The organism is Neisseria sp. KEM232 (assembly GCF_002237445.1).
In the GTDB taxonomy this organism is placed as follows: domain Bacteria; phylum Pseudomonadota; class Gammaproteobacteria; order Burkholderiales; family Neisseriaceae; genus Neisseria.
The window spans coordinates 82,889-108,210 of sequence record NZ_CP022527.1; the positions used below are offsets into that span (position 1 = coordinate 82,889).

General features: G+C 58.8%; 17 protein-coding genes. 9 read left to right on the forward strand and 8 right to left on the reverse strand.

Annotated features, from left to right (window positions below):
* Positions 1 to 17: 17 nt before the first annotated feature.
* Both CGZ77_RS00380 and CGZ77_RS00385 read right to left on the reverse strand, forming a co-directional pair.
* Positions 18 to 1,727 carry a molecular chaperone HscC gene (locus CGZ77_RS00380; protein ID WP_009427346.1) on the reverse strand — a complete coding sequence of 570 codons (1,710 nt, stop codon included), beginning with the start codon at positions 1,725 to 1,727 and terminating at the stop codon, positions 18 to 20.
* A 138-nt stretch (positions 1,728 to 1,865) separates the two neighbouring features.
* The gene (locus CGZ77_RS00385) at positions 1,866 to 2,462 is read right to left on the reverse strand and encodes a CoA pyrophosphatase (RefSeq protein WP_009427344.1); all 597 of its coding nucleotides are present in this window, start codon (positions 2,460 to 2,462) and stop codon (positions 1,866 to 1,868) included.
* Positions 2,463 to 2,724: 262 nt separating this feature from the next.
* Here CGZ77_RS00385 and CGZ77_RS00390 point away from each other — a divergent pair, with 262 nt between their 5' ends.
* From CGZ77_RS00390 to pgi, 3 genes are all read left to right on the forward strand, one after another.
* Positions 2,725 to 3,087: a DUF2069 domain-containing protein gene (locus CGZ77_RS00390; protein WP_009427342.1), complete on the forward strand. Its 363-nt coding sequence runs from the start codon at positions 2,725 to 2,727 to the stop codon at positions 3,085 to 3,087.
* Positions 3,077 to 4,873, forward strand: a complete 1,797-nt coding sequence (locus CGZ77_RS00395) for a PglL family O-oligosaccharyltransferase (RefSeq protein ID WP_009427341.1) — start codon at positions 3,077 to 3,079, stop codon at positions 4,871 to 4,873. The genes CGZ77_RS00390 and CGZ77_RS00395 overlap by 11 nt, the downstream gene beginning before the upstream one ends.
* 141 nt (positions 4,874 to 5,014) lie before the next feature.
* On the forward strand, positions 5,015 to 6,592 hold the full coding sequence (gene pgi / locus CGZ77_RS00400; protein WP_009427340.1) for a glucose-6-phosphate isomerase: 1,578 nt from the start codon (positions 5,015 to 5,017) through the stop codon (positions 6,590 to 6,592).
* Between the two features lie 415 nt (positions 6,593 to 7,007).
* Here the strand turns inward: pgi and purL are convergent, their stop codons facing one another.
* A complete protein-coding gene (gene purL, locus CGZ77_RS00410; RefSeq protein ID WP_009427338.1) occupies positions 7,008 to 10,973 on the reverse strand; it encodes a phosphoribosylformylglycinamidine synthase in 3,966 nt (1,321 codons plus the stop codon).
* 257 nt (positions 10,974 to 11,230) lie between these two features.
* Here purL and CGZ77_RS00415 point away from each other — a divergent pair, with 257 nt between their 5' ends.
* On the forward strand, positions 11,231 to 11,569 hold the full coding sequence (locus CGZ77_RS00415) for a P-II family nitrogen regulator (RefSeq protein ID WP_009427336.1): 339 nt from the start codon (positions 11,231 to 11,233) through the stop codon (positions 11,567 to 11,569).
* A 231-nt stretch (positions 11,570 to 11,800) separates the two neighbouring features.
* Here CGZ77_RS00415 and CGZ77_RS00420 read toward each other — a convergent pair whose 3' ends face one another.
* Complete coding sequence (locus tag CGZ77_RS00420; RefSeq protein WP_009427335.1) at positions 11,801 to 13,315, reverse strand: surface lipoprotein assembly modifier; 1,515 nt, start codon at positions 13,313 to 13,315, stop codon at positions 11,801 to 11,803.
* 141 nt (positions 13,316 to 13,456) lie between these two features.
* Positions 13,457 to 14,449 (reverse strand): factor H binding protein domain-containing protein, encoded by a 993-nt coding sequence (locus CGZ77_RS00425; RefSeq protein WP_009427334.1) that lies wholly within the window; start codon positions 14,447 to 14,449, stop codon positions 13,457 to 13,459.
* Between CGZ77_RS00425 and CGZ77_RS00430 the strand changes: the two genes are divergently transcribed.
* Complete coding sequence (locus tag CGZ77_RS00430; protein ID WP_157697465.1) at positions 14,448 to 14,690, forward strand: hypothetical protein; 243 nt, start codon at positions 14,448 to 14,450, stop codon at positions 14,688 to 14,690. The two genes, CGZ77_RS00425 and CGZ77_RS00430, sit on opposite strands and share 2 nt — an antisense overlap.
* Positions 14,691 to 14,792: 102 nt before the next feature.
* Here CGZ77_RS00430 and CGZ77_RS00435 read toward each other — a convergent pair whose 3' ends face one another.
* From CGZ77_RS00435 to CGZ77_RS12350, 3 genes are all read right to left on the reverse strand, one after another.
* A complete protein-coding gene (locus CGZ77_RS00435; RefSeq protein WP_094030817.1) occupies positions 14,793 to 17,333 on the reverse strand; it encodes a TonB-dependent siderophore receptor in 2,541 nt (846 codons plus the stop codon).
* A 172-nt stretch (positions 17,334 to 17,505) separates the two neighbouring features.
* Positions 17,506 to 18,567, reverse strand: coding sequence for a TonB-dependent siderophore receptor (locus CGZ77_RS12345; RefSeq protein ID WP_232504839.1), 1,062 nt, complete (start codon positions 18,565 to 18,567; stop codon positions 17,506 to 17,508).
* A gap of 75 nt (positions 18,568 to 18,642) precedes the next feature.
* Positions 18,643 to 19,878 carry a TonB-dependent siderophore receptor gene (locus CGZ77_RS12350; protein ID WP_232504840.1) on the reverse strand — a complete coding sequence of 412 codons (1,236 nt, stop codon included), beginning with the start codon at positions 19,876 to 19,878 and terminating at the stop codon, positions 18,643 to 18,645.
* Between the two features lie 340 nt (positions 19,879 to 20,218).
* Between CGZ77_RS12350 and CGZ77_RS00445 the strand changes: the two genes are divergently transcribed.
* The 4 genes from CGZ77_RS00445 to CGZ77_RS00460 all read left to right on the forward strand — a co-directional run bounded on the left by CGZ77_RS00445 (position 20,219) and on the right by CGZ77_RS00460 (position 24,879).
* Complete coding sequence (locus CGZ77_RS00445) at positions 20,219 to 22,204, forward strand: DNA topoisomerase IV subunit B (protein ID WP_009427326.1); 1,986 nt, start codon at positions 20,219 to 20,221, stop codon at positions 22,202 to 22,204.
* Positions 22,205 to 22,409: 205 nt separating this feature from the next.
* Positions 22,410 to 22,901 carry a disulfide bond formation protein B gene (locus CGZ77_RS00450; protein ID WP_009427325.1) on the forward strand — a complete coding sequence of 164 codons (492 nt, stop codon included), beginning with the start codon at positions 22,410 to 22,412 and terminating at the stop codon, positions 22,899 to 22,901.
* Positions 22,902 to 22,971: 70 nt separating this feature from the next.
* Positions 22,972 to 24,366, forward strand: coding sequence for a D-alanyl-D-alanine carboxypeptidase/D-alanyl-D-alanine-endopeptidase (dacB, locus tag CGZ77_RS00455; protein WP_009427324.1), 1,395 nt, complete (start codon positions 22,972 to 22,974; stop codon positions 24,364 to 24,366).
* Positions 24,367 to 24,426: 60 nt separating this feature from the next.
* The gene (locus tag CGZ77_RS00460) at positions 24,427 to 24,879 is read left to right on the forward strand and encodes a peptidylprolyl isomerase (protein WP_009427323.1); all 453 of its coding nucleotides are present in this window, start codon (positions 24,427 to 24,429) and stop codon (positions 24,877 to 24,879) included.
* Positions 24,880 to 25,322: the final 443 nt, after the last annotated feature.

The following is a 25,322-nucleotide window of genomic DNA, read 5'->3' on the forward strand; positions in this document are numbered from 1 at the left end:
ATTGCTTTCAGACGGCCTTACAGCAGCCAGCCGCCGTCGTAGTGGGCGAGGAAATCGCCGAACTCTTTTTGCGCGCGGCGGATGGCGGCGGGGTCTTGGCTCTCTAATACGCGCTCGAATTGGGCGAGGGCGTGGCCGATGGTTTGGCGCTGGTCGCCGAGGTATTCTTCGTAGAGGCGTTTGGCTTTTTCCAAGAGATAGACGTTTTCCTGCTGCTCGCGCGGATGCACTTTGAGCGCGGCGAGTTTGGCCAGCGAGGCTTGGATTTCGGTTTCGCTGAGGTTGGCGCTGTTGTGGCGGAAAGTTTGGTTGGCGCGGATGTCGAACTCGTCGTTGCTGATGTCCACGTCGAGCAGGCCGTTGATGTCGTAGCTGAAACGCACGTCGGCATACACTTCGCCGGCGGGGCGCGGCGGGACTTTGATTTCCATCGTGCCCAGATGCAGGTTTTCGCGGGCAACGGCCGATTCGCCCTGGAACACTTCAAATGCCAGCGCGGTTTGTTGGTCAAAGGCGGTCACGTAGCGTTCGACGCGCGATACCGGCACCGGCATATTGCGCTCGATAATCGGCGAAAAGCGGCCTTCGATGCGGCCGCCGTTTTCCAGCGGAATGCCGGTTTCCACGCCCAGCGAGAAGGGCATCACATCGGTGAGCACCACTTCTTCCACGCTCTCGTCGCGGGCAATCAGGGCAGCCTGAACCGCCGCGCCGCGGGCGATGGCTTCGTCGGGATTGACCGATACGTTGGCAATGCGGCGGAACAGTTGGGCAATGCTCTGGCGGATCAGCGGCATACGGGTGGCGCCGCCGACCAGAATAATGCTGTCGATTTGATCGGGGCGCAGCTTGGCATCGCGCAGGGCGCGTTCGAGCGGGCGGCGCAATCGCGCCATCAGCGGCTTGGCGGCTTCGTGGAACTCGTTACGCGTGATGGTTGCCGACACCATGCGGCCGTTGATATTCACGGCGATTTCGGCCTGCATCTCGTCGCCGAGTTTGCGCTTGGCGGTTTCCAACGCCTGCCACAATTCGCTGCTGTCAGTAAGTTTGGCGCGTTCGCCGTCGCTCAAGTCTTTGCACTGGCGCAAAAAACAGTGGCGCAGCACCTGCACGAAATCTTCGCCGCCCAAATGGTTGTCGCCCGCGCTGGCGGACACCTGCACCACGCCGTCGAAATAATCGAGCACGGATACGTCAAACGTGCCGCCGCCCAAGTCGTAAATCAGAAAACGGGTGTCGTCCGGCCGCTCCTGCAGGCCGTAGGCCAGGCCGGCGGCGGTGGGTTCGTTTAACAGGCGCAGCGCGTTCAGCCCCGCCATTTGCGCCGCGTTGCGCGTGGCCTGGCGCTGGATGGCGTTGAAATAGGCGGGCACGGTAATCACAACGTCGGTAACGGCCTCACCCAAAAAGGCTTCGGCGTCTTCTTTAAGCTGCTTCAGCACCAGCGCCGACAGCTCTTCGGCGCGGAAGTTTTTGCCGCCGATACGGAAGGTTTTGTCCGTGCCCATAAAGCGTTTGAAGGCCGAGGCGGTGGACTGCGGCGCGGTACGCAGCCGCTCGCGGGCGGCGAGGCCGACCAGAATATTGCCCGCGTCGTCGGCGCTGACGACGGAGGGTGTGAGAAAGTGGCCGAGGCGGTTGGGAATCAGGCGGGTTTCGCCGTCGAGAAATTGGGCAACCAGGCTGTTGGTGGTGCCCAGGTCGATGCCGATTTGCGGTGTCATGGCGGTTTGGTTAAATGTTTGTGAAGAAAAGGCGCGTATTGTAAAACAAGGCCGTCTGAAAACAGAATTTTTGTTTTCAGACGGCCTTTTTGTCACAAACGGAAATGACGGCATCAGCCTGAAAGCCCGCCGGTGTTTTCAGACGGCCTCTGCCGCTTGGGCGATGTGGTAGAGAACGGCGGCGGTCAGCCCCCAGATGTCGTAGTGAAGATAGGGCAGGGCGGGAACGGAGACGGCGGGGTCTTGCGGCAGGGGGCGGAAGCGGTAGTTGGCGGGGTTGAGGGCGGTGGCGAGCGGCAGCAGGAAGATTTCCGCCACTTCGTCGGGACTGGCGCGCCATGTGCCGCCGGTGTGCAGCGCGGGAACGGGGCGGACGGCGTAGCCTGCGGGGGTGTAGAAGGGAGCGAGCGGCGGGAAGGTTTGCCAGCTTTCGGGCGGGGTGTGGATTTCTTCGGCGGCTTCGCGCAGGGCGGTGGCGGTGTGGCTGCCGCCGTCCTGCGGGTCTTGGCGGCCGCCGGGAAAGGCAATCTGGCCGCCGTGGTGGCGCAGGCTGTCGGTGCGGCGGGTGAGCAAAAGCCGTGCGCCTGCCGCATCGGGAATAATGCCGACGAGTACGGCGGCTTCTTTAAACGGGGCGCAGTGCCGCGCCATGCTGAAATTGCGGGCGTTTAAGGCGGCGCAGGGGGCACGGCGGTGGAGGGTGGAGAGAAAGGCGGGGAGGTCGGCGGGGGTCATGACGGCGGGCGGGTAAAGGTACGGATGCTACGGTTTCGCGGACGCTTTTTCAACGGCAGGATCTGCGGCGGGGGCGCTTTCAGACGGCCTTTGCGTTATAATCCGCGCCGTTTTAGGCCGCTGTTGCGGCCTGTATTTTTGTTTTGAGGCCGTCTGAAAAGAAGCGTGTTGCGCTGTAAACGGGTTTTAATTTTGTTGAAGCTCCGCTTTCAGAAACGTCATTCCCGCGTAGGCGGGAGCGGCCTTTTGCGAGGTGTTTTGCATGGATGTCGGTAAAGGCGCGCTGCCGCAGAGGCTGGCGGCGTTTTCCCTTTTGGCGCTGATTGCGCTGTGTCTGGCCTGGGAGCTGTGGTTTGCGCCGCTGCGGCCGGGCGGTTCGTGGCTGGCTTTGAAGGCGCTGCCGCTGTGCCTGCCGCTGGCGGGGGTGTTGAAGGGGCGGGTGTACACTTTCCAATGGTCGTGCATGATGATTCTGCTGTATTTCGCCGAGGCGGTGATGCGGCTGTTTGACGTGTCGGCGGCCAGCCGCTGGTGCGCGGTGGCGGCGGTGTTGCTGAGCTCGTTGTATTTTGTGTCCTGCCTGTGGTTTGTGCGGCAGGTGCGGGGAGGCGGCGATGCGCGTTGAACGGCAAAACGATCCGTGGGGCTTCGCGCTGCTTTTGGCGGCGTTTTCCCTGATTGCGGTTGTGCCTTTCCTGTCGATTTGGCGGGTGGGGCCGCAGCCGGGTTTTTATTTGGAAAGCGGCTCGCTGCTGTTTGCGCTGCTGTTGGTGCTGCTGACCTTTGCTTTTGGCCGTCTGAACGTGCTGCCGCCGCGCGGCACGGTGTTTTTTCTGGCGCTGGCGCTGTTTTGGCATGTGCACGCGCGGGCGGTGGGCGCGGATTATTTCGGGCTGTCGGACTTGGCGGTATGGACGTTTGTCGCGCTGTCGCTGGCCTCGTGGGCGTGCCGCGGCTGGGTGCTGTCGCTGGGGCAGGAGAGGGCGGTGGCGGCGCTGGCTTGGGCGCTGGCCGTCGGCGGCTGTTTGCAGGCGGCGGTGGCGCTGATGCAGTATTTGGGCTGGACGGCGCATTTCACGGGTTATTTGGCGCGGGGTTCGGCGTCGAATATCACGGGGCAGCTCGGCCAGCGCAACCATTTGGGACATTATCTGATGTGGGGGCTGCTGTCGGTGTCGTACCTGTGGGCGCAGCGGCGTCTTGCGGCGGTTGTGGCGTTGCCGGCGGTGTTGTTTCTCACGGGGACGATGGGCTTGGTGAATTCGCGCACCATGCTGCTTTATGTGCTGGCGGCGGGGGCGCTGGCGGCGCTGTGGCGGCTGCGGCAGGGCAGGGCGGGCAACCGTCTGTTTCTGACGATGCTGTTTTCGCTGGCGATGCTGGTGGCCGTGCAGCTGTCGCTCAATACGGTGCTGGGTTGGCTGGGCGCGGGGCAGGTGGAAACGGCCTTGCAGCGCGTGGAAAGCAGCTCGTTTGCCATGTCGGCGCGCGATTTGGAATGGCGCGATGCCTGGCGCGTGTTCCTTTCCGCGCCCGTGTGGGGGCACGGTTGGGACAGCTTTTCATTGCAGGGCTTTCTGGCCGCCGAGTTTCCCGACGGCTACAGCCCCAACGGCATCAGCGTGCTGTTTACCCATTCGCACAATATCGTCTTGCAACTTCTGGCCGAGATGGGGCTGGCGGGCACGCTTTTGGTGTTCGGCGGCGCGTTGTGGACGGTGTGGCCGTATTTCAAACGGCCTGCCGCCGATGCCGCGCTGCTGCCTTTGGCGCTGATGGCGGTGAGCCTGTGCCACAGCATGCTGGAATATCCGCTGTGGTATGTCTATTTTCTGACGCCGTTTGCCCTGATGATGTCGCTCGCGCCGACCCGGCGGCCGCCTTTTCAGACGGCCTTCGGTCTGGTTGCCATGCTGCCCGCCGCTGCCGCGCTGGTGATCGCCGCCGGCATCGTCAAACTTGGTTTCACTTATGCCGACCTTGTGTATTTCGACAAACGCGGCAAAGACGACAGCCCGATGGAAACCTACCGCAAAATCGACGGCCTGCGCGCCATCGCCGCGAAAGAGCCGCTCTTGGCCTATTACGCCGAACTCTCGCTCACCCGCCGCGCCTCGCCGTCGGACAACGTGGTCAAACCATGGGCGGAAGCCGCCGCCAACCGCGCCCTGCGCCACCGCCCCTACGCCACCGCCGTCCAATACGGCCTCTACCAATACCGCGCGGGCAACCGCTACACCGCCGAACAGTGGCTCAACCGGCTCTACCGCTACTATCCGACTTCGATGAAACAGTATGCCGCGCAAATCCACCGCTCGCCTCACTTTGCCGCGCTCTATCCCGACCTCTACCGCGCGTGCAACGAATACCAAAAGCTCAAACCGCGCACCGAAAGCTGCCCGCAGCCGTGAGCGCAGGCCGTCTGAAAAGGCAAAAGGCCGTCTGAAAAACGGGCGGACGGGGTTCGGCTCCGCCGAAGCTGTGTTTTCAGACGGCCTTCTTATGCCGCATGGCTTATAATCGCCCCCTTTTTTATCCGCCGTTTCCCCACCATGCCCATCACCCAAACCGCTGCCTGGCAGGCACTCGAACAACACCGCCGCGACACCGCGTCCCTCACCATCAGCCAACGCTTCGCCGCCGAGCCCGACCGCTTCGAACGCATGCACGGGCAGCTGCACGGCCTGCTGGTCGATTACAGCAAAAACCGCATCGGCGAAGACACCCTGCAATTATTGTGCGCCCTCGCCGAAACCGCCCGCCTGCCCGAAAAAATGCAGGCCATGCGCCGCGGCGACGCCGTCAATGCCAGCGAAAACCGCGCCGCCCTGCACACCGCCCTGCGCCTGCCCGCCGATGCCGCCCCTGTGTATGTGCACGGCGAAAACGTCCTGCCCGCCATGCACGGCGAACTGGCGCGCGCCCTTGCCTTTGCCGACAGCCTGAACGACGGCTCCTACGCCAATTCAGACGGCCTCCCCTTCACCGACCTCGTCAACATCGGCATCGGCGGCTCCGACCTCGGCGCGCGCACCGCCGTCGAAGCCCTCGCCCCCTATCACGGCAGGCTGCGCGTGCACTTTGCCGCCAATATCGACGGCGCCGAACTGGCCTCCGTCCTCGAACGCTGCACGCCCGCGCAAACCCTGTTCGTCGTCGCCAGCAAAAGCTTCACCACCCCCGAAACCCTGCTCAACGCCCGCGCCGCCCGCGCCTGGCTGCTGGACAACGGCATCGGCGAGGCCGCCCTGCCCCGCCACTTCGCTGCCGTGTCCGCCAATGCCGAAGCCGTGCGCGCCTTCGGCATCGCCGAAGAAAACCGCTTTGCCATGTCCGACTGGGTGGGCGGCCGCTACTCCGTCTGGTCGCCCGTCGGCCTGCCGCTGATGGCCGCCGTCGGCGCGCAGAACTTCCGCGACTTCCTCGCCGGCGCGCACGCCGTGGACGAACACTTCTTCAACACCCCGCTGCGCCGCAACATCCCTGTCCTCCTCGGCCTGATTTCCCTGTGGTACAACAACTTCCACGGCGCGCAAACCCACGCCGTCATCCCCTACACCCACCTCTTGCGCAGCCTGCCCGCCCATTTGCAGCAGCTTGATATGGAAAGCAACGGCAAACACACCCTTTCAGACGGCCGCCCCGCCCGCTGCGACACCGGCAGCATTATTTGGGGCAGCGAAGGCGTCAACTGCCAGCATGCCTATTTCCAACTGCTGCACCAGGGCACGCGCCTGATTCCCGTCGACTTCATCGTCCCCGCCGACACCCCCTATCCGCAGGAAAACCGCGCCTTCGCCGCCGCCAACGCCTTCGCCCAGGCCGAAGCCCTGATGGCGGGTAAAAGCAGCGGTGAGCCGCACCGCAGCTTCGAGGGCAACCGACCCAGCAACACCCTGCTGGCCGAACGCCTCGACCCCTTCACCCTCGGCATGCTCATCGCCCTCTACGAACACCGCGTCTTCGTCCAAGCCGCCGTGTGGGACATCAACCCCTTCGACCAATGGGGCGTGGAATACGGCAAAGTGCTGGCCAAAACCATTCTCGCCGAACTGGAAAACGGCGTCCCGGCCGCACACGATGCCTCCACCGCCGCCCTGATCGCCCGTTTCAAGCAACAGGCCGTCTGAAAAACGGAGGTGCATATGAAAAAGGCCGTCTGAAACCCTGTCGGACAAGGTTTCAGACGGCCTCTTGCCGTATTTTTATAGTGAGCCAAAATAAAAAATATACGGCGTTGCTGCGCCTTGCCGTATTACCCATACTGTCTGCGGCTTGCTGCCTTGTATCTTTTCTATTTTGGCTCACTATAAAAGCCCTTGGCTGCAAACCCGATAGCCGGAATGTTTGGAAGGCTCGTTGCGTCTCAATCTGCCGTCTGAAACGGGCTTGCAGTTTTCCCACAGGGACTTCCTTTGGCCGCAGACGGCCTTTTGCCGCAGCCTGCGACAAAACGGTTGCGACACAATTCGCGGGTTTGCAAAAAGGCCGTCTGAAAGCCCCCTTTCAGACGGCCTAAGCGTTTTCAGACGGCCTTTCTCCTTATCAGCCCAACACCTTGCGCGCGGCGGCGAACATCCGATACCAGCCGCCCAATTCGCCCCAGTTTTCAGGCTGCCAGCTCATTTGCGCGGTTTGGTACACGCGCTCGGGGTGGGGCATCATGATGGTGATGCGGCCGTCGGCGTTGGTGATGCCGGCGATGCCCTGCGGCGAGCCGTTGGGGTTGAGCGGGTAGGTTTGGGTTACGGCGCCGGTGCCGTCGATGTATTGCAGGGCAATGGCAAGGCCGTCTGACACCGAATTGCCGTCGCGTCCCAAGTGGGCGAAATCGGCGCGGCCTTCGCCGTGGCTGACGACCACGGGCAGGCGGCTGCCCTGCATTTCGGCGAGAACCAGCGAGGGCGATTTGGCGACTTCGACCATGCTCAAACGGGCTTCAAACTGCTCGCTGCGGTTGCGTTTGAACTTCGGCCAGCCTGCGCTGCCGGGGATGATTTCGGCGAGGTTGCTCATCATTTGGCAGCCGTTGCACACGCCCAGCGCGAGGGTGTCTTGGCGTGCGAAGAATGCGGCAAACTGCTCGCGCAGCGCGGGGTGGAACAGGATGGTTTTCGCCCAGCCTTCGCCTGCGCCGAGTACGTCGCCGTAGCTGAATCCGCCGCAGGCGGCGAGCATTTGGAAGTCGGCGAGCTTGGCGCGGCCGGCCATCAGATCGCTCATGTGCACGTCGTAGGCATCGAAGCCCGCGCGGGTAAAGGCGGCGGCCATTTCGACTTGGCCGTTGACGCCCTGTTCACGCAACACGGCGATTTTCGGTTTTGCGCCGCTGTTGACGAAAGGCGCGGCGATGTCTTCGTTCACGTCAAATTTCACGTCGGCAAACAATGCGCTGCGGTCGTTGTCGCCAATCAGGGCGAACTCGCTGTCGGCGCAGGCGGGGTTGTCGCGCAGACGTTGGATGGCGTGGCTGGTTTCCTGCCAGGTTTGTTGCAGTTTGATTAGGTTGTCAGAAATAAGGTGCGTTTGCCCGTCGCGGATGATTAACGTGTTCTCATCAGTTAACGTACCGATTTCAAAGACATTGTGATGCAGCTGTTGTTGATAGAATAAATTGATAATATCGGCAACATCTTGTTTTCTAACTTGGATAACAGCACCCAACTCTTCATTAAATAATGTGCGGGCAATGGTTTCTTGCCATTCAGCCAACGCTTTTACCTCTTCAGTCCGCAATGATTGAGACAGAGCGGTATGGTTGGTAATAAATGTTTGTGCAAGCAATAAATTTAAATCTATATCCAAGCCGCAACGTGCCGCAAACGCCATTTCCGCCAGCGTGGCAAACAAACCACCGTCGCTGCGGTCGTGGTAGGCCAAGAGCTTGTCTTCGGCCACCAGCTTCTGCATCACATCGTAAAACGCTTTCAGGCTGCCTGCGTCGATGTCGGGCGCTTCGCCGCCGGTTTCGTTGTACACCTGCGCCAGCGCCGAGCCGCCCATGCGTGCTTTGCCAAAGCCCAAATCGACCAACAGCAATACGCTGTCGGCGACGTTTTTCAATTCGGAGGTAACGGTTTTGCGCACGTCGGCTACCGGCGCGAAGCCGGTAATCACCAGCGACAGCGGCGAGATTACGGATTTTTGTTCGCCATCGTCCGTCCACACAGTTTTCATCGACAGCGAGTCTTTGCCCACGGGAATGCTGATGCCCAAGTCTTGGCAGGTTTCGGATACGGCCTGCACGGTGCGGTAGAGTTTTTCGTCTTCACCCGCGTTGCCGCAGGCGGCCATCCAGTTGGCGGAGAGTTTGATGTTGCCGATGTCGCCGATGTTCACCGCCGCCAGGTTGGTTACGGCTTCGCCGATGCACATTCTGCCCGATGCGGGCGCGTCAAACAGGGCGACGGCGGGTTTTTCGCCCATCGCCATCGCTTCGCCGCGATAGGTGTCGAAGCCCATCATGGTTACGGCGCAGTCGGCCACCGGCGTTTGGTAGCGGCCGACCATCTGGTCGCGCGCGGTCAGGCCGCCGACGCTGCGATCGCCGATGGTAATCAGGAAGTTTTTGGCGGCCACGGCAGGCAGGCGCAACACGCGGTAGGCGGCTTCTTTCAGGTCGATTTGGCTGCCTGAAAATGCTTTTTCAGACGGCCTTACGGTCTCATCGCGGCGGGTGGTTTTGGGCGGTTTGCCGAGCAATACGTTGAGCGGCAGATCAACGGGATTGTCGCCGTACAAATCGTCGCGCACCTGCAAATGGCCGTCGTCGGTGGCCGTGCCGACTACGGCAAACGGGCAACGTTCGCGCTCGCACAGAGCAGAGAAGGTGTCGAGATTTTCCGGCAACACCGACAACACATAACGCTCCTGCGCTTCGTTGCACCAGATTTGCAGCGGGGTTAAGCCGTGTTCTTCCAGCGGCACGTCGCGCAGCTTGAACACCGCGCCGCGACCCGCGTCGTTCACCAATTCGGGGAAGGCGTTGGACAAGCCGCCCGCGCCTACGTCGTGAATGGCGATAATCGGGTTGGCCGCACCAAGCTGCCAGCAGCGGTCGATGACTTCCTGCGCGCGGCGTTCGATTTCGGGGTTGCCGCGCTGTACCGAGTTGAAATCCAGGCTGGAATCGTTGCTGCCGGTGTCCATCGACGAGGCCGCGCCGCCGCCCAAGCCAATCAGCATCCCCGGGCCGCCGAGTTGGATTAACAACGCGCCTTCGGGGATTTCGTTTTTATGCGTCTGCTGCGCCTGGATGTTGCCCAAGCCGCCGGCAATCATAATCGGCTTGTGGTAGCCGCGCACCTGGCCGTCAAACTCCTGCTCAAAGGTGCGGAAATAGCCCAGCAAATTCGGGCGGCCGAATTCGTTGTTAAACGCCGCGCCGCCGATGGGGCCGTCGATCATAATATCCAGCGCGGAAGCCAGATGGCCGGGTTTGCCGTAAGGCTGCTCCCACGGTTGCGCGAAACCGGGGATATTGAGATTGGACACGGTAAAGCCGGTCAGACCCGCTTTCGGCCGTGCGCCGCGACCGGTTGCGCCCTCGTCGCGGATTTCGCCGCCCGCACCGGTGGCCGCGCCCGCAAAGGGGGCGATGGCGGTGGGATGGTTGTGGGTTTCCACTTTCATCAGAATGTGCGTGTCTTCCTCGGCGAAACGGTAGCCCTGATTTTCCGCCGCATGCGGATAAAAACGCCGGATTTTCGCGCCTTCGATAATCGACGCGTTGTCCTTATAGGCCACCACCGTGCCCTCAGGGTGTGCCTCGTGGGTGTCGCGGATCATGCGGAACAAGGATTTCTCCTGCGCCTGCCCGTTTAACACAAAATCGGCGTTGAAAATCTTGTGGCGGCAATGCTCCGAGTTGGCCTGCGCGAACATCATCAGCTCGACATCTGACGGATTGCGGTTCAACGCGCGATAGTTTTCCACCAGATAATCGATTTCGTCGGCCGAAAGTGCCAAACCCAACTCGGCATTGGCCTGCACCAGCGCGTCGCGGCCGCCGTTTAACACGTTTACCGTGGCAAAGGTTTGCGCTTCGGGGTGGGCAAACAGCTTTTCGGCAGCCTGAAAATCGGGCAAAACCGACTCGGTCATGCGGTCGTGCAGCAGCGCCGCCCACGCGCGTTTTTCGTCTTCGTTCAGACGGCCCGACACCCACACCGCCATGCCGCGCTCGATGCGGGTAATCTGCGACAGGCCGCAGTTGTGCGCGATGTCCGTCGCCTTTGATGCCCACGGCGACACCGTGCCCAAACGCGGCGTAACCAAAAACAGATTGAGGCCGTCTGAAACCTGCGGCGCGGCCACGCTCTGCGCGTCGATCAAGGCTTCGAGTTTCGCCGCATCATCCGCCGCCAAAGGCGCGTCGGACGCGGAAAAATACCAAAATTCGCTGGACAACTGAGCCGCAGGCAAACCCAGCGCAGCGGCCTTTTGCAGCAGTTTTTCAACACGGAAATCGGAAAGGGCGCGGGAGCCGCGCAGGGGGAGAACGACGGACATGGCTGGGCTCTTCAAAACGGAGTTGGAAAAGGCGCGCATTATACGACGGGCGGGCGCGGCGTGGGCGGTGCGGACGGTAAAAATGCAGACAATCGGCCGGATGCCGCCGCACGGTTTTGTCGGCAGCTTTTCCGATCGCGCCGCCGATTGAAGCGCATGTGCCTTTGTGTTACTTTCGCCGCCTTTCAAACCCCGCTTTCAGACGGCCTTTGCAGGAGATGAGGCCGTCTGAAAGCCCCGACCCGACAGGTGTTCTCATGAAAAAAATCGAAGCCATCATCAAACCCTTCAAACTCGACGACGTGCGCGAGGCGCTCACCGACATCGGCATCACCGGCATGACCGTTACCGAAGTCAAAGGGTTCGGCCGCCAGAAAGGCCACACCGAGGTCTACCGCGGCGCGGAATACGCCGTCGACTTCCTGCCCAAAGTCAAAATCGAACTGGTTTTGCGCGATGAGCAGGTCGACCAGGTGGTGGACGTGATTATCGAAACCGCCCGCTCCGGCAAAATCGGCGACGGCAAAATCTTCATCATCCCCGTCGAAGAAGCCGTGCGCATCCGCACCGGCGAGCGGGCGGATTCGGCGGTGTAAACGTGTCTGCGCGGCAGGAGGCCGTCTGAAAAAGGCCGTCTGAAACCTCGGATTGGAGTTTCAGACGGCCTCTGTGTACCTGCCTCTGTGTACCTGTACGTTTCCCTACGCTTCCCCGCAAAGCCGCCAGCCGCGTGCGTTGCTGCGCAACACACCCTACCGGTACCGTAAAGGCCGTCTGAAAGCCTCAAACTGCTTTTCAGACGGCCTTTGCGGCGGGCGGGTGCCGAATCAGAATTCTTTTTCCAGAGTCAGCAATACCTGTTTTTTGTTGCGGGGGAAGGCGTAGATATTGCTTTTGACTTTGAGATAGGAAAATTCCAGCTTGGGTGTGATGCCGCCGGGCAGCCATTTTTCTTTCCAAACCGAGGCATCGGCATAAATTTCTTTGTCGCGGCGGATGTCGCCGCCGTAGAGGGTGGCGGGGTTGGCGAAGCGGCGGGAGACGTGGCGGCCGCCGATGCGGAAGTTGATACCGTTGTCGAAGCGGTAGAGTGTGCCGAGGCTGAGCGAGCGGCGGGTGGAGGTTTCTTCTTTGTCGCGGGTGTTTTCGCGCTGTACGGCTGCGCCGCCGAAAACAAACCAGTTGCCCGTCAGGGCGTAAACGGAAGACAGGGAGAGGCTGTTGGCGGTGCTGTCGTAGCCTTCGTAACGCTCGTCGCGGTATTTTCTGCGCAGCGCGGAATACGAGCCCGAGAGTTGCAGGCGGGGCGTGACCCAGCGGCTTGCCGATGCCGCTGCGCCGATGCTGCGGCTGTACGGTCTGCCGCCGAGCCATGAGGCGGAGACAAGCGGGGTGAGGGTGAAGGTGTTGTTCAGGTTTTGGTATTTGTAGCCCGCGTCTGCCGAGAGGGAAAATTCGTTGTCTTCGTGCCGGCCCGGATAATGCACGCCGTCGGCTTCGATGTTGAAGCCGATGTTGTGGTTGCCCGAGAGGTTAAAGTCTTTTTGCAGTTGCGCACCGTAACTGTAGCCGTGGCCGGAACGGGGCAGGCTTTCGGGATCGCGCGGCAGTTTGTAGTAGTAGGTTACGCCGTCGATAACGGCAAACGGCCACAGGAAGTAGTCGTTGGAGGTGGCGTTGTTGGTGTTGCTGCTGTATTGCAGGCCGCCGCGCAGCTTGAACTGCCACGGATTGGCCTGTTTCACGGCCTGCAAATAGGCGTCGGCTTGTGCGGCGGCTTCCGGTTCGATGTCTTCCTTTTTTACCTGCCCGAATTCTTTTGCCGCATCCCGATAGGCGCGGTTTTCAAACAGCATGCCTGCCAAATCGAGGCGGACATAGCTCAAATCGGGCTGTTTGTCCAAGATTTTGCGATAGGTTTTGATGGCTTTGCCGTGCTTGCCCTGAGCGCGCCAAAGCGCGCCTTGAACAAAATCGTACATAACGGGATCGTGGCCGGGAATGTCGCGGTAGAAACCCATGATGTGTTCCAGCGTATCCCAGTCTTCGCGCAGCATGGCGGTGTTCAGGATGTGGTTGGCGATTTCGGGATTTTTTTTCAAATCTTCGTCGCTTAAATCAGGCGTGTCGTCTTCCTGTGCGCCGTCGGTATTTTTTCTGCGCAGGCTGTCGTTGCGCTCGATCTGCTGCTGCCGATAGCCGATATCGCCGCCCACGTCGCGGAAAATACCGAAATCGTCGCGGATGCTTGTTTTGGCTGACGGATCGTCGGCCAAGGCGGTTTGCTGTGTCAGCAGCAGGAGGAGGGAAAGGCTGAGCGGGCGGATGTGTGTCCGATACATGGGAATCCCCGAGAATGTTTGCAGAGGAATGGTTTGCACAGAGTGCCGGAATGTTTCAGACGGCCTGACGGAAAAGGCCGTCTGAAATACGGGCGTGAAAAAAGCGGATTGCGCGTCGCAACCCGCTTTTGCAAGGGCGTATCAGCGTTTGCCGATGATGGCCACGCCGCCGACGCGGTCGGGCAGTCCGTTGACGAAGCCGGCAACTTCTTCGCCGTTCGGGCCGTACACGTTCAGGGTGTAGTGCGGGTCAACTTTGCCGTAGATACTTTCCTTATGCTTGCTTACAACTTCTTGATAAGCAGCTTGGGCGGCAGCAGTGTTGGTAATATACTGCTTGCCTTTTTCAGTAGCGGCTGCACCGCGCACTTCCGCTTTGCCATTGGTTACGCCCAATGTGCCGTTGGCATTGGCGACAATCGGAGCTTCTTTCAATGTGCCGGCTACATTAATAAAACGATTGATATTTTTACCTTTTTCTGATGCTAGGTTCGGGTTCTTAGAACCTTCAATCCATGCAGCGGGCACCAGCAGCTTGTTCAGCGTAAAATCACCCTTGCCGCGTTTGCTTGCCAGATCGATCTGATAGTTGAAATCGCCCTGCGGGAAGTTGGTAAAGGCCACACCGTGATAGCGGAAAGTACCCGATTTCGGCAGGTTGGCGAGTTTGGTGTTGTCGCCGACGATGTGTTTGACAAAATTACGGTTTTTGTATTTGGTGCCGTCCGATTTCAGCTTGGTAACGTTGGCCAGAACACCGGAATATTTCTGCCGGTAGATTCTGTATACCACGTTTGAATCCGTACCTGCCGAGCCGTTGTTGCCGAGCTTGGTTTTGTCGTTGTAGGCCGGGTCTTTCGCCTGCGCGTTGTGCAGTTTGTCGGGTGCGAAAGTGTTCAGCGCGATGGTGGTCTGCGTTACCTTGCGGCCGTTCTGTCCGGCAACGGCGGTGGATGGGCCGTAGGTTTGGCGGCCATAGGTGAATGAACCGGCATATACGCCGTCAACAGATTTGTCGTAGGGCGAATGCTCGTTCAGGTTTACGCGCCAGCCGTTCCAATCTACGGCGGAAGCCGATTGGGTGGCGAAGAGGGCTGCAATGAGGGCGAGGGATTTAAGAGAATTTGCTGCCATGTTAGAATACTCCTATAAAAGGCAAAAAATGAAAGAAAAAGCGCGTAGCGCATTCCCGTTTCTTGATCCGCTGCTCCCCGAAACTGAAATTTTAAGAGACAGCAACGGGTCAAGTTTTTTTTTCCGCATTGCTGCGGGAATTCTGTTTTATGGCTTGGGTTCTGAAATGGCGGCTGATGCCGCTTTTTTGTTGCCTGCCGGAAATTACGGCGGCTTACGGCGGCGTTTGGATTTAATGTAACGAATGAATATTAATCCTACAAATTAACAGAGCGCAAGCAAAAACAGATAAAATAACCATATTTATTTTAATACTGTTGCTTTATGTGAATAAATTTTTATATTACCACCTTATTTTTATCGCTGCGTTCACACTTCTGTGTTTGCCGTAAAAATTACCCCGTGCATTGGTGTAGTAGCGTTTGTTGAACAGATTGCCGACATTGACTGCAACGGCAGCATGTTTGTTGATTTTGTAAGAAGCCATCGCATTCCATACAGCGTAAGAAGGCTGCCACAGTTCCTTCGGTTTGTCTGAAACATAATATTGGCCGTTGGACATTCCGTGTCCCCAAGGTTTCGGCTTCACGCCACTGTTCCATCTCATGCCGATACCTGCGGCAAATTTCGGTGTGAAATCATAGCGGGTAAAGAATTTGAAGGTTTTGGCGGGAGCGGTATAGGTTTCGCCGTAATCCATATTCAGCTCGTCGCCCAATTCGCTGTCGGAATTGGGGGAAGCGTAGGGTTTGCCGATTTTCAGCTTGGTAAAGCCTGCCTGAACCAGCCATTTCGGCGTGATTTTCCCTGCGATATTGATGTCGAAACCGCTGCTTTTGTAGCCGTTGGTAATATCGTATTCCAGCGGGCGGCTGATACACTGACCCGAACTGTCCCAGCCGTTGCATTCGCCTACGCCTGTCGGCTCGAAGGAGGGGTAGCCGTTCTGCGTCATGGTGAAATAGGCAAGGGAGAAATTGAGTTTGTCGTCGAACAGGCCGCCTTTGATACCGAATTCTTTCGAGTTGCCTGTAATCGGCGGAAATTTGCCGCCGCCTTTGGGCTGGCGGTCAAACTGGGTTACGCCGAATGTATCGTTGTCTTTGGCAATACCCGTATAGCTGGCATAAGCATTAACGGATGGGGTTAGTTCGACAATCAGGCCGCCATACGGAATAAATTTTTTGAAATCGCCTGTGCTACTGCCGGCTCCACCACTTATTTCATATTCATATATCGGTGCTTTCTGCCAATTAGCGTCTTTTCTTCTCACGCCGAGCTGTTTATTGAGATCAGACCATCCATGTCCGCCTTTGCGTTTCCAATGAAGCCAGCGTCCTCCTAAAACAGTGGTGATTTTTGCTGTTGGTTTGAGTTTTAAAGAAAAATAAGGTCCAAACTGATAGCTTTTAATTTTCAGGCCTCCTGTCGGATCGTCTGCTGGTCCGAATTTTCCTTTATAAACAAGATTTTCATTCATCATCGGGAAATTACCGTTATTCCAGTAATCCAAAGGCATTGCCTCTGACAAATATGCGGTGGTTTCATAATACGAACCGTTAAAAGCAATACCGTCAGGTTTGGTATTAGCAATAAGCAAGTCTCCCGTTGGAGTTTCACCTAAATAAAATCCACCGCGCGAAGTTCTGTGATCACCACTAATTCCAATAATAAATTGCTGTTCCTGCTTAAATAGTTTGAAACGTCCATCAAGAAAAATATCAAGAGCATGACCGATAAAACTGGCTTTTTCCCTCCCCCATTCGTAGCTGGCGGCATTTAATTTTGGTGCATAACCTGTTGTGCCGATGTCGCCATAAAGAAAATGCTGTTTGTTACGGGTTTGATTATAGGTAGTTTGAAGAGAGAGATTAGAATTAAAAAAGTGCTTGTATTCAATAAAAAAATTGTCATTTATTTGCTTGTCAAACGCCCAGTCTGCGCCGTTATTGAAATTCGGCGGGGTGTCGCGGGCATCTATCCATTCCAGTTTCTCTTCATATGTATTGGGGTCTAGCCCCAAATTGACGCGGGAGTAGCGGGAAACTCCTCTACGTGGTGCGCCGCGCACAACACGGTGCTGGTGGCGGTGGCCGAAGGTGAGAAAGTTTTTATTGTCGGGCGACCATTCGACTACGCCGTAGAGCGCGTGCGAACGCTGCCTTACTCTGTCTAGAAAGCTGTTGCTGTGCCCGAGCGTGGCGACAAAGCGGCCTTTGAGGGTTTTCGATTCGTTTAACGCGCCGCCGTAGTCGAATTCGATGCGCTTGTCGTTCCATGAGCCATATTTCAGATTGAGCGTACCGGCTTTTTCGGCGGTGGGGCGTTTGCGCACAAAATTGATGCTGGCGGACGGATCGCCCGCGCCCGTTGTCAGTCCGGTCGAGCCGCGTACCACTTCCACGCGGTTGTATAAAAAGCTGTCCTGCGCGGTGCGCCCGCCGAGCATGGAGCGGCTGACCATCACGCCGTCAAGCTGGTAATTATCGACGGGGAAGCCACGCGAATAGTATTCCGCATCGCTCACGCCGGGTATGGAATCGTTAATTACCGTAATGCCTGGGGTTTCTTCGAGAATATCGTTGAGGTTTTGCAGGTTCTGATCCTGCATCTGCTGCTGGGTGAACACGCTGATGCTCTGCGGCGTTTCTTTGAGTTTCAAATCGAGCTTGGCGGCGGAGGTGCTGCCTTTGACGGTGTAATTGTCGCCGCTCTGGCGCGGGGTGTTGCGGTTGGCGCGGACGACGACGGCGCTGATGCTGTCGCGCGCATCAACTGTTTCGGCGGAAGGTTGCGGATTGGCGGCCGGGGTTTCGTCTGCCGCACGGGCATAGGCGGACAAGAGTGCGGCGGCAACAAACAGGGAAAGGGGTTTGACGCTCATCTGGATCTCCTTACAATTTGACGAAAAAAGAAATTTACAGGAGTTTACATTCAATCAACCATGATTTCAATAATTAGAATCAATAAGTGTATTAGTCTTAGGAATAAACGGAGGCCGTCTGAAACAACGGGCAACCGGTTTGCACTTTGTTGCAACTCCGCTTTTAGACGGCCTACCATTTCATTTTCAGCGCCACGGCGATATTGCGCGGTTTGCCGTAGAAGTTGCTGCGGGCATTGGTGTAGTAGCGCTTGTTGAACAGGTTGCCGATATTGACGGCTACTGCTGCATTCTTATTGATTTTGTAAGAGGCCATGGCATTCCACACGGAGTACGGGGGCTGCCACATTTCTTTTGGTTTGTTGGAAACATAGTATTGGCCGCCCGAATAGCCGTGTCCCCACGGTTTCGGCCGTACGCCGCTGCTCCAGCGCATGCCGACGCCCGCGCTGAATTTTGGCGTAAAGTCATAACGGGTGAAAAATTTAAAGGTTTTATTGGGGGCGGTGTAGGTTTCGCCGTAATCCATATTCAATTCATCGCCTAAATCGCTATCAGAATTTGGAACATCATAAGGAGTGTTTATTTTTAATTTGACAAAACCCGCCTGCATCAGCCATTTCGGGGTGATTTTCCCGGCGATATTGATGTCGAAGCCGCTGCTTTTGTAGCCTTTGGTGATGCCGTATTCCAGCGGACGGTTGATGCATTCGCCGGTGGCGGGATTGCGTTCGCAAGGCCCCCAACCGAGCGGCTCGAAAGTAGGGTAGCCGTTTTGCGTCATGGTGAAATAGGCAAGGGAGAAATTCAGCCTGTCGTCGAACAGGCCGCCTTTGATGCCGAACTCTTTCGAGTTGCCGGTAATCGGCGGGAAGTCGCCGCCGCCTTTGGGCTGGCGTTTGAAATAGGATTCTTTCAGTGCATCGTTGCGTTTGGCGATGCCGGTGTAGCTGGCATAGGCGGTGAGCGAGGGAGTAATGTCGACGATCAGGCCGCCGTAGGGGATGAATTTGCGGAAGGATGCGCTGCTGATGGGGGATTCATATATTTCGTCCGCCGGTTCTGCATTTAGATCCTTCATTTTGTGTGTAATCAGTTTGTTAAAGTCAATCCATTCCGAACCACCCTGCTTTTTCCAATTCAGCCAGCGGCCGCCCAAAACGGCAGTAATTTTTTTATGCGGCTTTAATTTGAGGGAGAAATAAGGGCCGAACTGGCGCAGCTTGCCTTTCATTCCGCCGGCTTTAATGTTTCTGATATTCAAATCTTCGGTAGCCTCGCTCGGATAGTATGCTGCGCGCCCAGTGGTTCACTCGCCGCTGATGCCGACGATAACCTGCTGCTCCTGATTGAACAGTTTGAATTTGCCGTCGGCAAATATATCCAAGGCTTCGCCGTCAAATCTGTAGTTGCCCCTGCCCCATTCGTAGGTGGCGGCATTGTATGCGGGCGCGTAGCCCAGCGTGCCGATGTCGCCGTAGAGAAATTTCATTTGGTAGCGGGTGCGGTTGTAGGCGGCTTGCAGGGAGAAATTCGGTGTGAAGAAGTGTTTGTATTCGATAAAGGAATTTTCGGTCTGCTGTTTGTCAAACGCCCAATTCGCACCGTTGTTGAAGCTCGGCGGGGTATCGCGCTCATCAATCCATTTTTGAATTTCCTCGCCCGTATTTGGATCGCGTCCAATTAAAACGCGCGAATATCGGGAAACACCTTTGATGGGTGCGCCGCGTACGATTTGGTATTGGTGGCGGTGGCCTATTGTCAGGAAATTTTTATCGTCGGGCGACCATTCGAGCACGCCGTATACGGCGTGCGAGCGTTGTTTCACGCGGTCGAGAAAGCTGCCGCCGTGCCCCATGGTGGCGACAAAGCGGCCTTTGAGGGTTTTCGATTGGTTGAGTGCGCCGCCGTAATCAAACTCGATGCGCTTGTCGCCCCATGAGCCGTATTTGAGGTTGAGCGCGCCCGCTTTTTCGGCCGACGGGCGTTTGCGCACGAAATTGATGCTGGCGGCCGGGTCGCCCGCGCCGGTTGTCAGCCCGGACGAGCCGCGCACAACTTCGATGCGGTCGTAGAGAAAGCTGTCCTGCATGGTGCGGTTGCCGAGCATGCTGCGGTTAACTATTACGCCGTCGAGCTGGTAGTTGTTGACGGGGAAGCCGCGCGAATAGTATTCGGAGTCGCTGACGCCGGGAACGGAATCGTGGAGCACGGTGATGCCGGGGGTTTCTTCCAGGATGTCGTTGAGGTTACGCAGGTTCTGATCCTGCATCTGCTGCTGGGTGAGGACGGTGATGCTTTGCGGGGTTTCTTTCAGTTTCAAATCGAGCTTGGAAGCGGAGGTGCTGCCTTTGACTGTGTAGTTGTCGCTGCTTTGGCGCGGGGTGTTGCGGTTGGCGCGGACGACGACGGCGCTGACGCTGTCGCGCGCATCAACTGTTTCGGCGGAAGGTTGCGGATTGGCGGCCGGGGTTTCGTCTGCCGCGCGGGCATAGGCGGACAAGAGTGCGGCGGCAACGAGCAGGGAAAGGGGTTTGACGCTCATCTGAATCTCCTTACAATTTGACGAAAAAAGAAATTTACAGGAGTTTACATCCAAGCAACCATGATTTCAATAATTAGAATCAATAAGTGTATTAGTCTCAGGAATAAACGGGAGGCCGTCTGAAACAACGGGCAACCGGTTTGCACTTTGTTGCAACCCCGCTTTCAGACGGCCTTTTGCTTTGGATGTCCGCACGGTCTGCCTGCGGTTTGCAGCAAAGCGAAACCGCGTGCATTGCGGGGCGGTACATCCTGCCTCAGCGGCACAAAGGCCGTCTGAAAGCTTTTTCAGACGGCCTTTCTGTTAAAATGCGCGCCGTTTTTTCCACACGCACGCCGCCATGAACCAACGCAGCCAATACAGCGAATCCAGCATCACCGTACTCAAAGGCTTGGAGCCGGTTAAAGAACGCCCGGGCATGTACACCCGCACCGACAGCCCCACGCATATCTGCCAGGAAGTCATCGACAATGCCGCCGACGAAGCCTTGGGCGGCTTTGCCGACCGCATCGACGTACAAATCCACGCCGACGGCTCGCTGTCGGTGCGCGACAACGGGCGCGGCATTCCCACCGGTATCCACCCCACCGAAGGCTTGCCCGTGGTCGAACTCGTGTTCACGCAGCTGCACGCGGGCGGCAAGTTCAACAAAAAAGACGGCATGGGCGCGTATTCCTTCTCCGGCGGCCTGCACGGCGTGGGCGTGTCCGTAACCAACGCGCTGTCCACCCGCTTGGAAGTAACGGTCAAACGCGAGGGCCAAATCCACCGCATCGTGTTCTCCGGCGGCGATGTTGTCGAGCCGCTGCACGAAACGGGCAAATGCGCCGTGAAAGACAGCGGTACGGAAGTGCGCGTGTGGCCGGACGGCAAATACTTTGAAAGCCCCAATTACAGCATCGCCGAACTCGAACGCCTGCTGCGCGCCAAAGCCGTGTTGCTGCCGGGTGTAACCGTATCGCTCACGCGCCCCGTAAAAGGAGAAGACGCGCCGCAAACGCAGACTTGGCACTACCCCGACGGCCTCAAAAGCTATCTCACCGACCTCATCAGCGACGCGCAGGAAGCCGTGCCGCTGTTTTCCTGCGCCAACTATCTTTCAGACGGTCAAAGCGGCGATTTCAGCGCAGGCGAGGGCGCGGCCTTCGCGCTCACATGGCTGGAAGAAGGTTCGTGCGCCAATGAAAGCTATGTCAACCTGATTCCCACCCCGCTGGGCGGCACGCACGAAGCAGGGCTGAAACAGGCCGTGTTCCAAGCCGTGAACAATTTCATCAACCTGCACAATCTGCTGCCGCGCGGCGTGAAAGTACAGAGCGACGACGTGTTCGGCAAAGTGGCGTTTGTGCTTTCCGCCCGTGTGCTCGATCCGCAATTCCAAGGCCAAACCAAAGACAAACTCACCAACCGCGACGCGCTCAAACTCGTCGCCGCCGTGTCGGGCGACCCGCTCGAATTGTGGCTCAACCAAAACGTCGAATACGGCAAAAAAATCGCCGAACTCGCCATCCGCCAGGCGCAGGCGCGGATGCGTTCGGTGAAAAAAATCGAAAAGAAAAAAGGCAGCGGCGTGGCCGTATTGCCCGGCAAACTCACCGACTGCGAAAGCGAAGACATCCGTGAAAACGAGCTGTTTCTCGTTGAGGGCGACTCCGCCGGTGGCTCGGCCAAACTCGCCCGCGACAAAGCCACCCAAGCCATCCTGCCCCTGCGCGGCAAAGTGCTCAACAGCTTTGAAATCCACCCCGACCAGCTTTTCGGCAATGCCGAAATCCACGATATTTCCGTTGCCATCGGCGTCGATCCGCACATGCCCGGCGAAGAGGCCGACCTCTCCGGCCTGCGCTACGGCAAAATCGCCATCCTCTCCGATGCCGATGTGGACGGCTCGCATATCCAGGTTTTGCTGCTCACCCTGTTTTACCGCCATTTCCCCAAACTCGTTGCCGACGGCCATATTTACGTCGCCCAGCCGCCGCTGTTCCGCGTGGACGTGAACGCGCAGGGCAAAAGCAAACCCGCGCGCAAATTCTACGCGCTCGACCAGAACGAACTCGACGGCATCTTGGAGCGGCTGCAAAAAGAGGGCGTGGCCGAGTCCAAATATTCCATCAGCCGCTTTAAAGGCTTGGGTGAAATGAACCCCGACCAGCTCAAAGACACCACCATGCACCCCGACACCCGTCGCCTGCTGCGCGTCGAAATCCCCGAGGGCGCGGACGAAGAAACCTACGACATCTTCGTCAGGCTCATGGGCAAAGGCGAAGCCGCCGCCCGCCGCGCCTGGATGGAACGCGAGGGCGATACCGCGCAGGTGGATATTTAGGCCGTTTGAAAATCTGAACAAGGCCGTTCCCGCGCAGGCGGGAGCGGCCTTTTCCGTTTCATCAAACCAAGGTTTCAGACGGCCTTTCCGAGTTTCGGTTTGCCGGAAACCGTATTTTCACTTCGTCGAAGTTTCGTTTTCAGGCGGCCTCTTTATCCGAATCGCGTATAATCCGCCCGTTTTGTCCGTTTCCGTCTGTCCTGTCATGAAATCCTACCGAACCGTTCTGTTTGTTGTGTTCCTGCTGTCCGCCGCTGCCGCGGCGGGTTCGTTTTTTGCCCAATATGTGATGGGGCTGAACCCTTGTCCGCTGTGCATTTTGCAGCGCGTGGCGGTGCTCGCGGTGCTGGCCGCCTCGGCGCTCGCGCTGCTGCTGCCGACGGCCAAGGCCGCCGGACGCGCCGCTGCCGCGCTTTTGGTCGGCACGCCTGCGGTGTGGGGGCTGTATGTCGCGTGCTACCAGCTCTGGCTGCAAAGCCTGCCCGCCGAAGAGCAGCCCAGCTGCGGCGCGCCGTGGACGTTCCGTCTGAAAGAGTGGCCGCTGTTCGATTACTGGCGCTTCGTCGTCGAGGGCTTCGGCAACTGCGGCGTGCGCGAGTATGTGCTAGGCGTGCCGCTGCCCGTGTGGAGCCTGCTGTTTTTCGCTGCGGTGCTGCTTTTGGCGTGGGGCATGCTTCTGCGCCTGCGCGGGCGTTAAACCGCCGCATCAAGGCCGTCTGAAAAGGTTTCAGACGGCCTCTCCCGTTTCCCGAAGCGATAAAAAAACCATGCGAAAACGTTTTGCCCTTCTCCTTCTTTTCCTTTCCCTGCCTGCCGCCGCACTCGATTTGGGCGGCCTGCGTCCCGACGAAGCCGCCGTGTACGTTCGCAATCTGCAAACGGGCGAAGTGATTGCCGAACACCGCGCCGACGTGCCGGTCAACCCCGCCTCGACGATGAAGCTGGTTACCGCCTTCGCCGCCCTGCGCGCGCTGGGGGCGGATTTCCGCTGGCAGACGGCATTCAAATCCGCCGCGCCGCTGCGCCCCGACGGCCTGCTCGACGGCGATCTCTACTGGGTCGGCAGCGGCGATCCCGTATTCGACCAAAACGGCCTGCTGGAAATGCAGGCGCAGTTGCGCGACAAGGGCGTGCGCCGCATCGGCGGACATCTGGTGCTCGACCGCAGCGTCTGGCCGCACACCGGCAGCGCCGACGGTTTCGACGACGACGCCCACCGCGCCTTCGCCACCGCGCCCGACCCGCAGATGCTCGCCTACAAAGTGGCCGCCGTCACGCCCGGCTACGCCCTCGGTAACGCCTCCGCCCCGCCCGCGCTCAATCCGCCCCTGCCCGACGTGTTGGTAGACAGCCGCGCCGTCTTTACGCCCTCACCCGCTCCCTGTCCCGACCCCTCGCGCTTTCTGCGCGGCCGCTACGCCGAAGGCGTGATTACCGTGGAAGGCCGCGCCCCCGCCGCCTGCGCCGGACGCGAAATCTACGTCAACATGCTCGGCGCGGCCGAATTTGCCGGACGCAGCTTCGCCGCACACTGGCGGCAGAACGGCGGCAGCCTCGCCGACGGCCTGATGCAGGGCAAAACCCCGCCCGCCGCCCGCACCCTCGCCCGCAGCATATCCAAACCGCTGGGCGAAGTGCTTGCCGACATGAACAAACACTCCAACAACATCATCGCCCGCACCGTTTTCCTCACGCTGGGCGAACGTTTCGGCGGCAGGGACACGCAAGACCCCGATGCCGCCGTGCGCGTCCAATTCATGCTCGCAGGCATCGACACCGCGCCCCTGGTTTTGGAAAACGGCTCCGGCCTGTCGCGGCGCGAGCGCGTGTCCGCCCGCATGATGGGCGAAATGCTCGCCGCCGCCTACAAAAGCCCCTTCGGCCGCACCTTCGCCGCCACCCTGCCCGCCGCAGGCGGCGAGGGCACGCTGAAAAACCGCTTCCGCCACATCGGCGCGCCGCTGCGTCTGAAAACGGGCACGCTCAAAGACGTGCGCGCGCTGGCAGGCTATTACGATGGCGGCAACGGCACGCCGCCCCTGGCCGTTGTCGTGATCGTCAACAGCCCGCGCGCCGAAAAACTGCTGGGCGAATTGGACAGGCTCATCGAACGCCTGATTTTCCCGCCCGCCCCGCTTTCAGACGGCCAAACGCCCAAGTAAAGCGCAGGCCGTCTGAAAACCGTTTGAAAACCGTTTAAAACCCCACCGAAAGGACAACCCGTGAATATCGAAAAAGGCCGCCGCGTCGGCATCTTCTACACCCTCACCGACGGCAGCGGCCGCCTGCTCGACCAAAGCGAAAACGGCCGGGCGCTGCGCTACACCGCCGGCGCGGGCGAAATCATCCCCGGCCTCGACCAAGCCCTGATCGGCCGCGCGGCGGGCGACAAACTGACCGTTACCGTTGCTCCCGCCGAAGGTTACGGCGAGCGCGACGAAAATCTGGTACGCGAAGTAGACAAAGCCTATCTCGCCTCGGTATTGCCGCAGATGGAAGAAGGCATGGCGATAGAGGCCGACACCGGCGACGGCGCGCGCGTGTTCTACGTCCGCGAAATCGACAGCGAACGCGTCACCCTCGACGCCAACCACCCGCTCGCAGGCATGACCCTGCATTTCGACATCGAAATCGCCGACGTGTCCGAAGCGGGCAAAATCCGCGTGGATTATTAGGGGCTGTTGGCAATCAGCCCCCGCCCGCACGGCAAAAGGCCGTCTGAAAACCCGGAAACAGGTTTCAGACGGCCTTTCTGTCAGCCCCCGACAGTGTTTTCACTTCGTTCGTTGAATCTTCGCTTTCAGAAACGTCATGTCCGCGCAGGCAGGAACGGCCTTTCGGGTTTCAGGCTGATTTGAGGCCGTCTGAAACCTATCGGACAACAGCGTCCCCTCTCCCGCTAGTACCCCTTCGGGGCATAAACGGGGGAGGGCTAGGGTGGGGCTTGCGCTGCTGCGGAAATCTTTGCGGGCGGTGAAAAATACAGTTCTGCGAACTGCCACCCCACCCCGACCCTCCCCCGCGCTTAGGCGCAGGAGAGGGGGTAAGGTGCGCGGAGGAAATGACGGTTTTAGAAACGTTATCCCCACGCAGGCGGATGGCCTGAAAATGTCGGATA

Bases quoted from the DNA above. Each gene is read 5' to 3' on its own strand.
- CGZ77_RS00380 (WP_009427346.1), bottom strand. From the start codon at position 1,727: ATGACACCGCAAATCGGCATCGACCTGGGCACCACCAACAGCCTGGTT.
- CGZ77_RS00385 (WP_009427344.1), bottom strand. From the start codon at position 2,462: ATGACCCCCGCCGACCTCCCCGCCTTTCTCTCCACCCTCCACCGCCGT.
- CGZ77_RS00390 (WP_009427342.1), top strand. From the start codon at position 2,725: ATGGATGTCGGTAAAGGCGCGCTGCCGCAGAGGCTGGCGGCGTTTTCC.
- CGZ77_RS00395 (WP_009427341.1), top strand. From the start codon at position 3,077: ATGCGCGTTGAACGGCAAAACGATCCGTGGGGCTTCGCGCTGCTTTTG.
- pgi (WP_009427340.1), top strand. From the start codon at position 5,015: ATGCCCATCACCCAAACCGCTGCCTGGCAGGCACTCGAACAACACCGC.
- purL (WP_009427338.1), bottom strand. From the start codon at position 10,973: ATGTCCGTCGTTCTCCCCCTGCGCGGCTCCCGCGCCCTTTCCGATTTC.
- CGZ77_RS00415 (WP_009427336.1), top strand. From the start codon at position 11,231: ATGAAAAAAATCGAAGCCATCATCAAACCCTTCAAACTCGACGACGTG.
- CGZ77_RS00420 (WP_009427335.1), bottom strand. From the start codon at position 13,315: ATGTATCGGACACACATCCGCCCGCTCAGCCTTTCCCTCCTCCTGCTG.
- CGZ77_RS00430 (WP_157697465.1), top strand. From the start codon at position 14,448: ATGTTAGAATACTCCTATAAAAGGCAAAAAATGAAAGAAAAAGCGCGT.
- CGZ77_RS00425 (WP_009427334.1), bottom strand. From the start codon at position 14,449: ATGGCAGCAAATTCTCTTAAATCCCTCGCCCTCATTGCAGCCCTCTTC.
- CGZ77_RS00435 (WP_094030817.1), bottom strand. From the start codon at position 17,333: ATGAGCGTCAAACCCCTTTCCCTGTTTGTTGCCGCCGCACTCTTGTCC.
- CGZ77_RS12345 (WP_232504839.1), bottom strand. From the start codon at position 18,567: ATGAAAGGCAAGCTGCGCCAGTTCGGCCCTTATTTCTCCCTCAAATTA.
- CGZ77_RS12350 (WP_232504840.1), bottom strand. From the start codon at position 19,878: ATGAGCGTCAAACCCCTTTCCCTGCTCGTTGCCGCCGCACTCTTGTCC.
- CGZ77_RS00445 (WP_009427326.1), top strand. From the start codon at position 20,219: ATGAACCAACGCAGCCAATACAGCGAATCCAGCATCACCGTACTCAAA.
- CGZ77_RS00450 (WP_009427325.1), top strand. From the start codon at position 22,410: ATGAAATCCTACCGAACCGTTCTGTTTGTTGTGTTCCTGCTGTCCGCC.
- dacB (WP_009427324.1), top strand. From the start codon at position 22,972: ATGCGAAAACGTTTTGCCCTTCTCCTTCTTTTCCTTTCCCTGCCTGCC.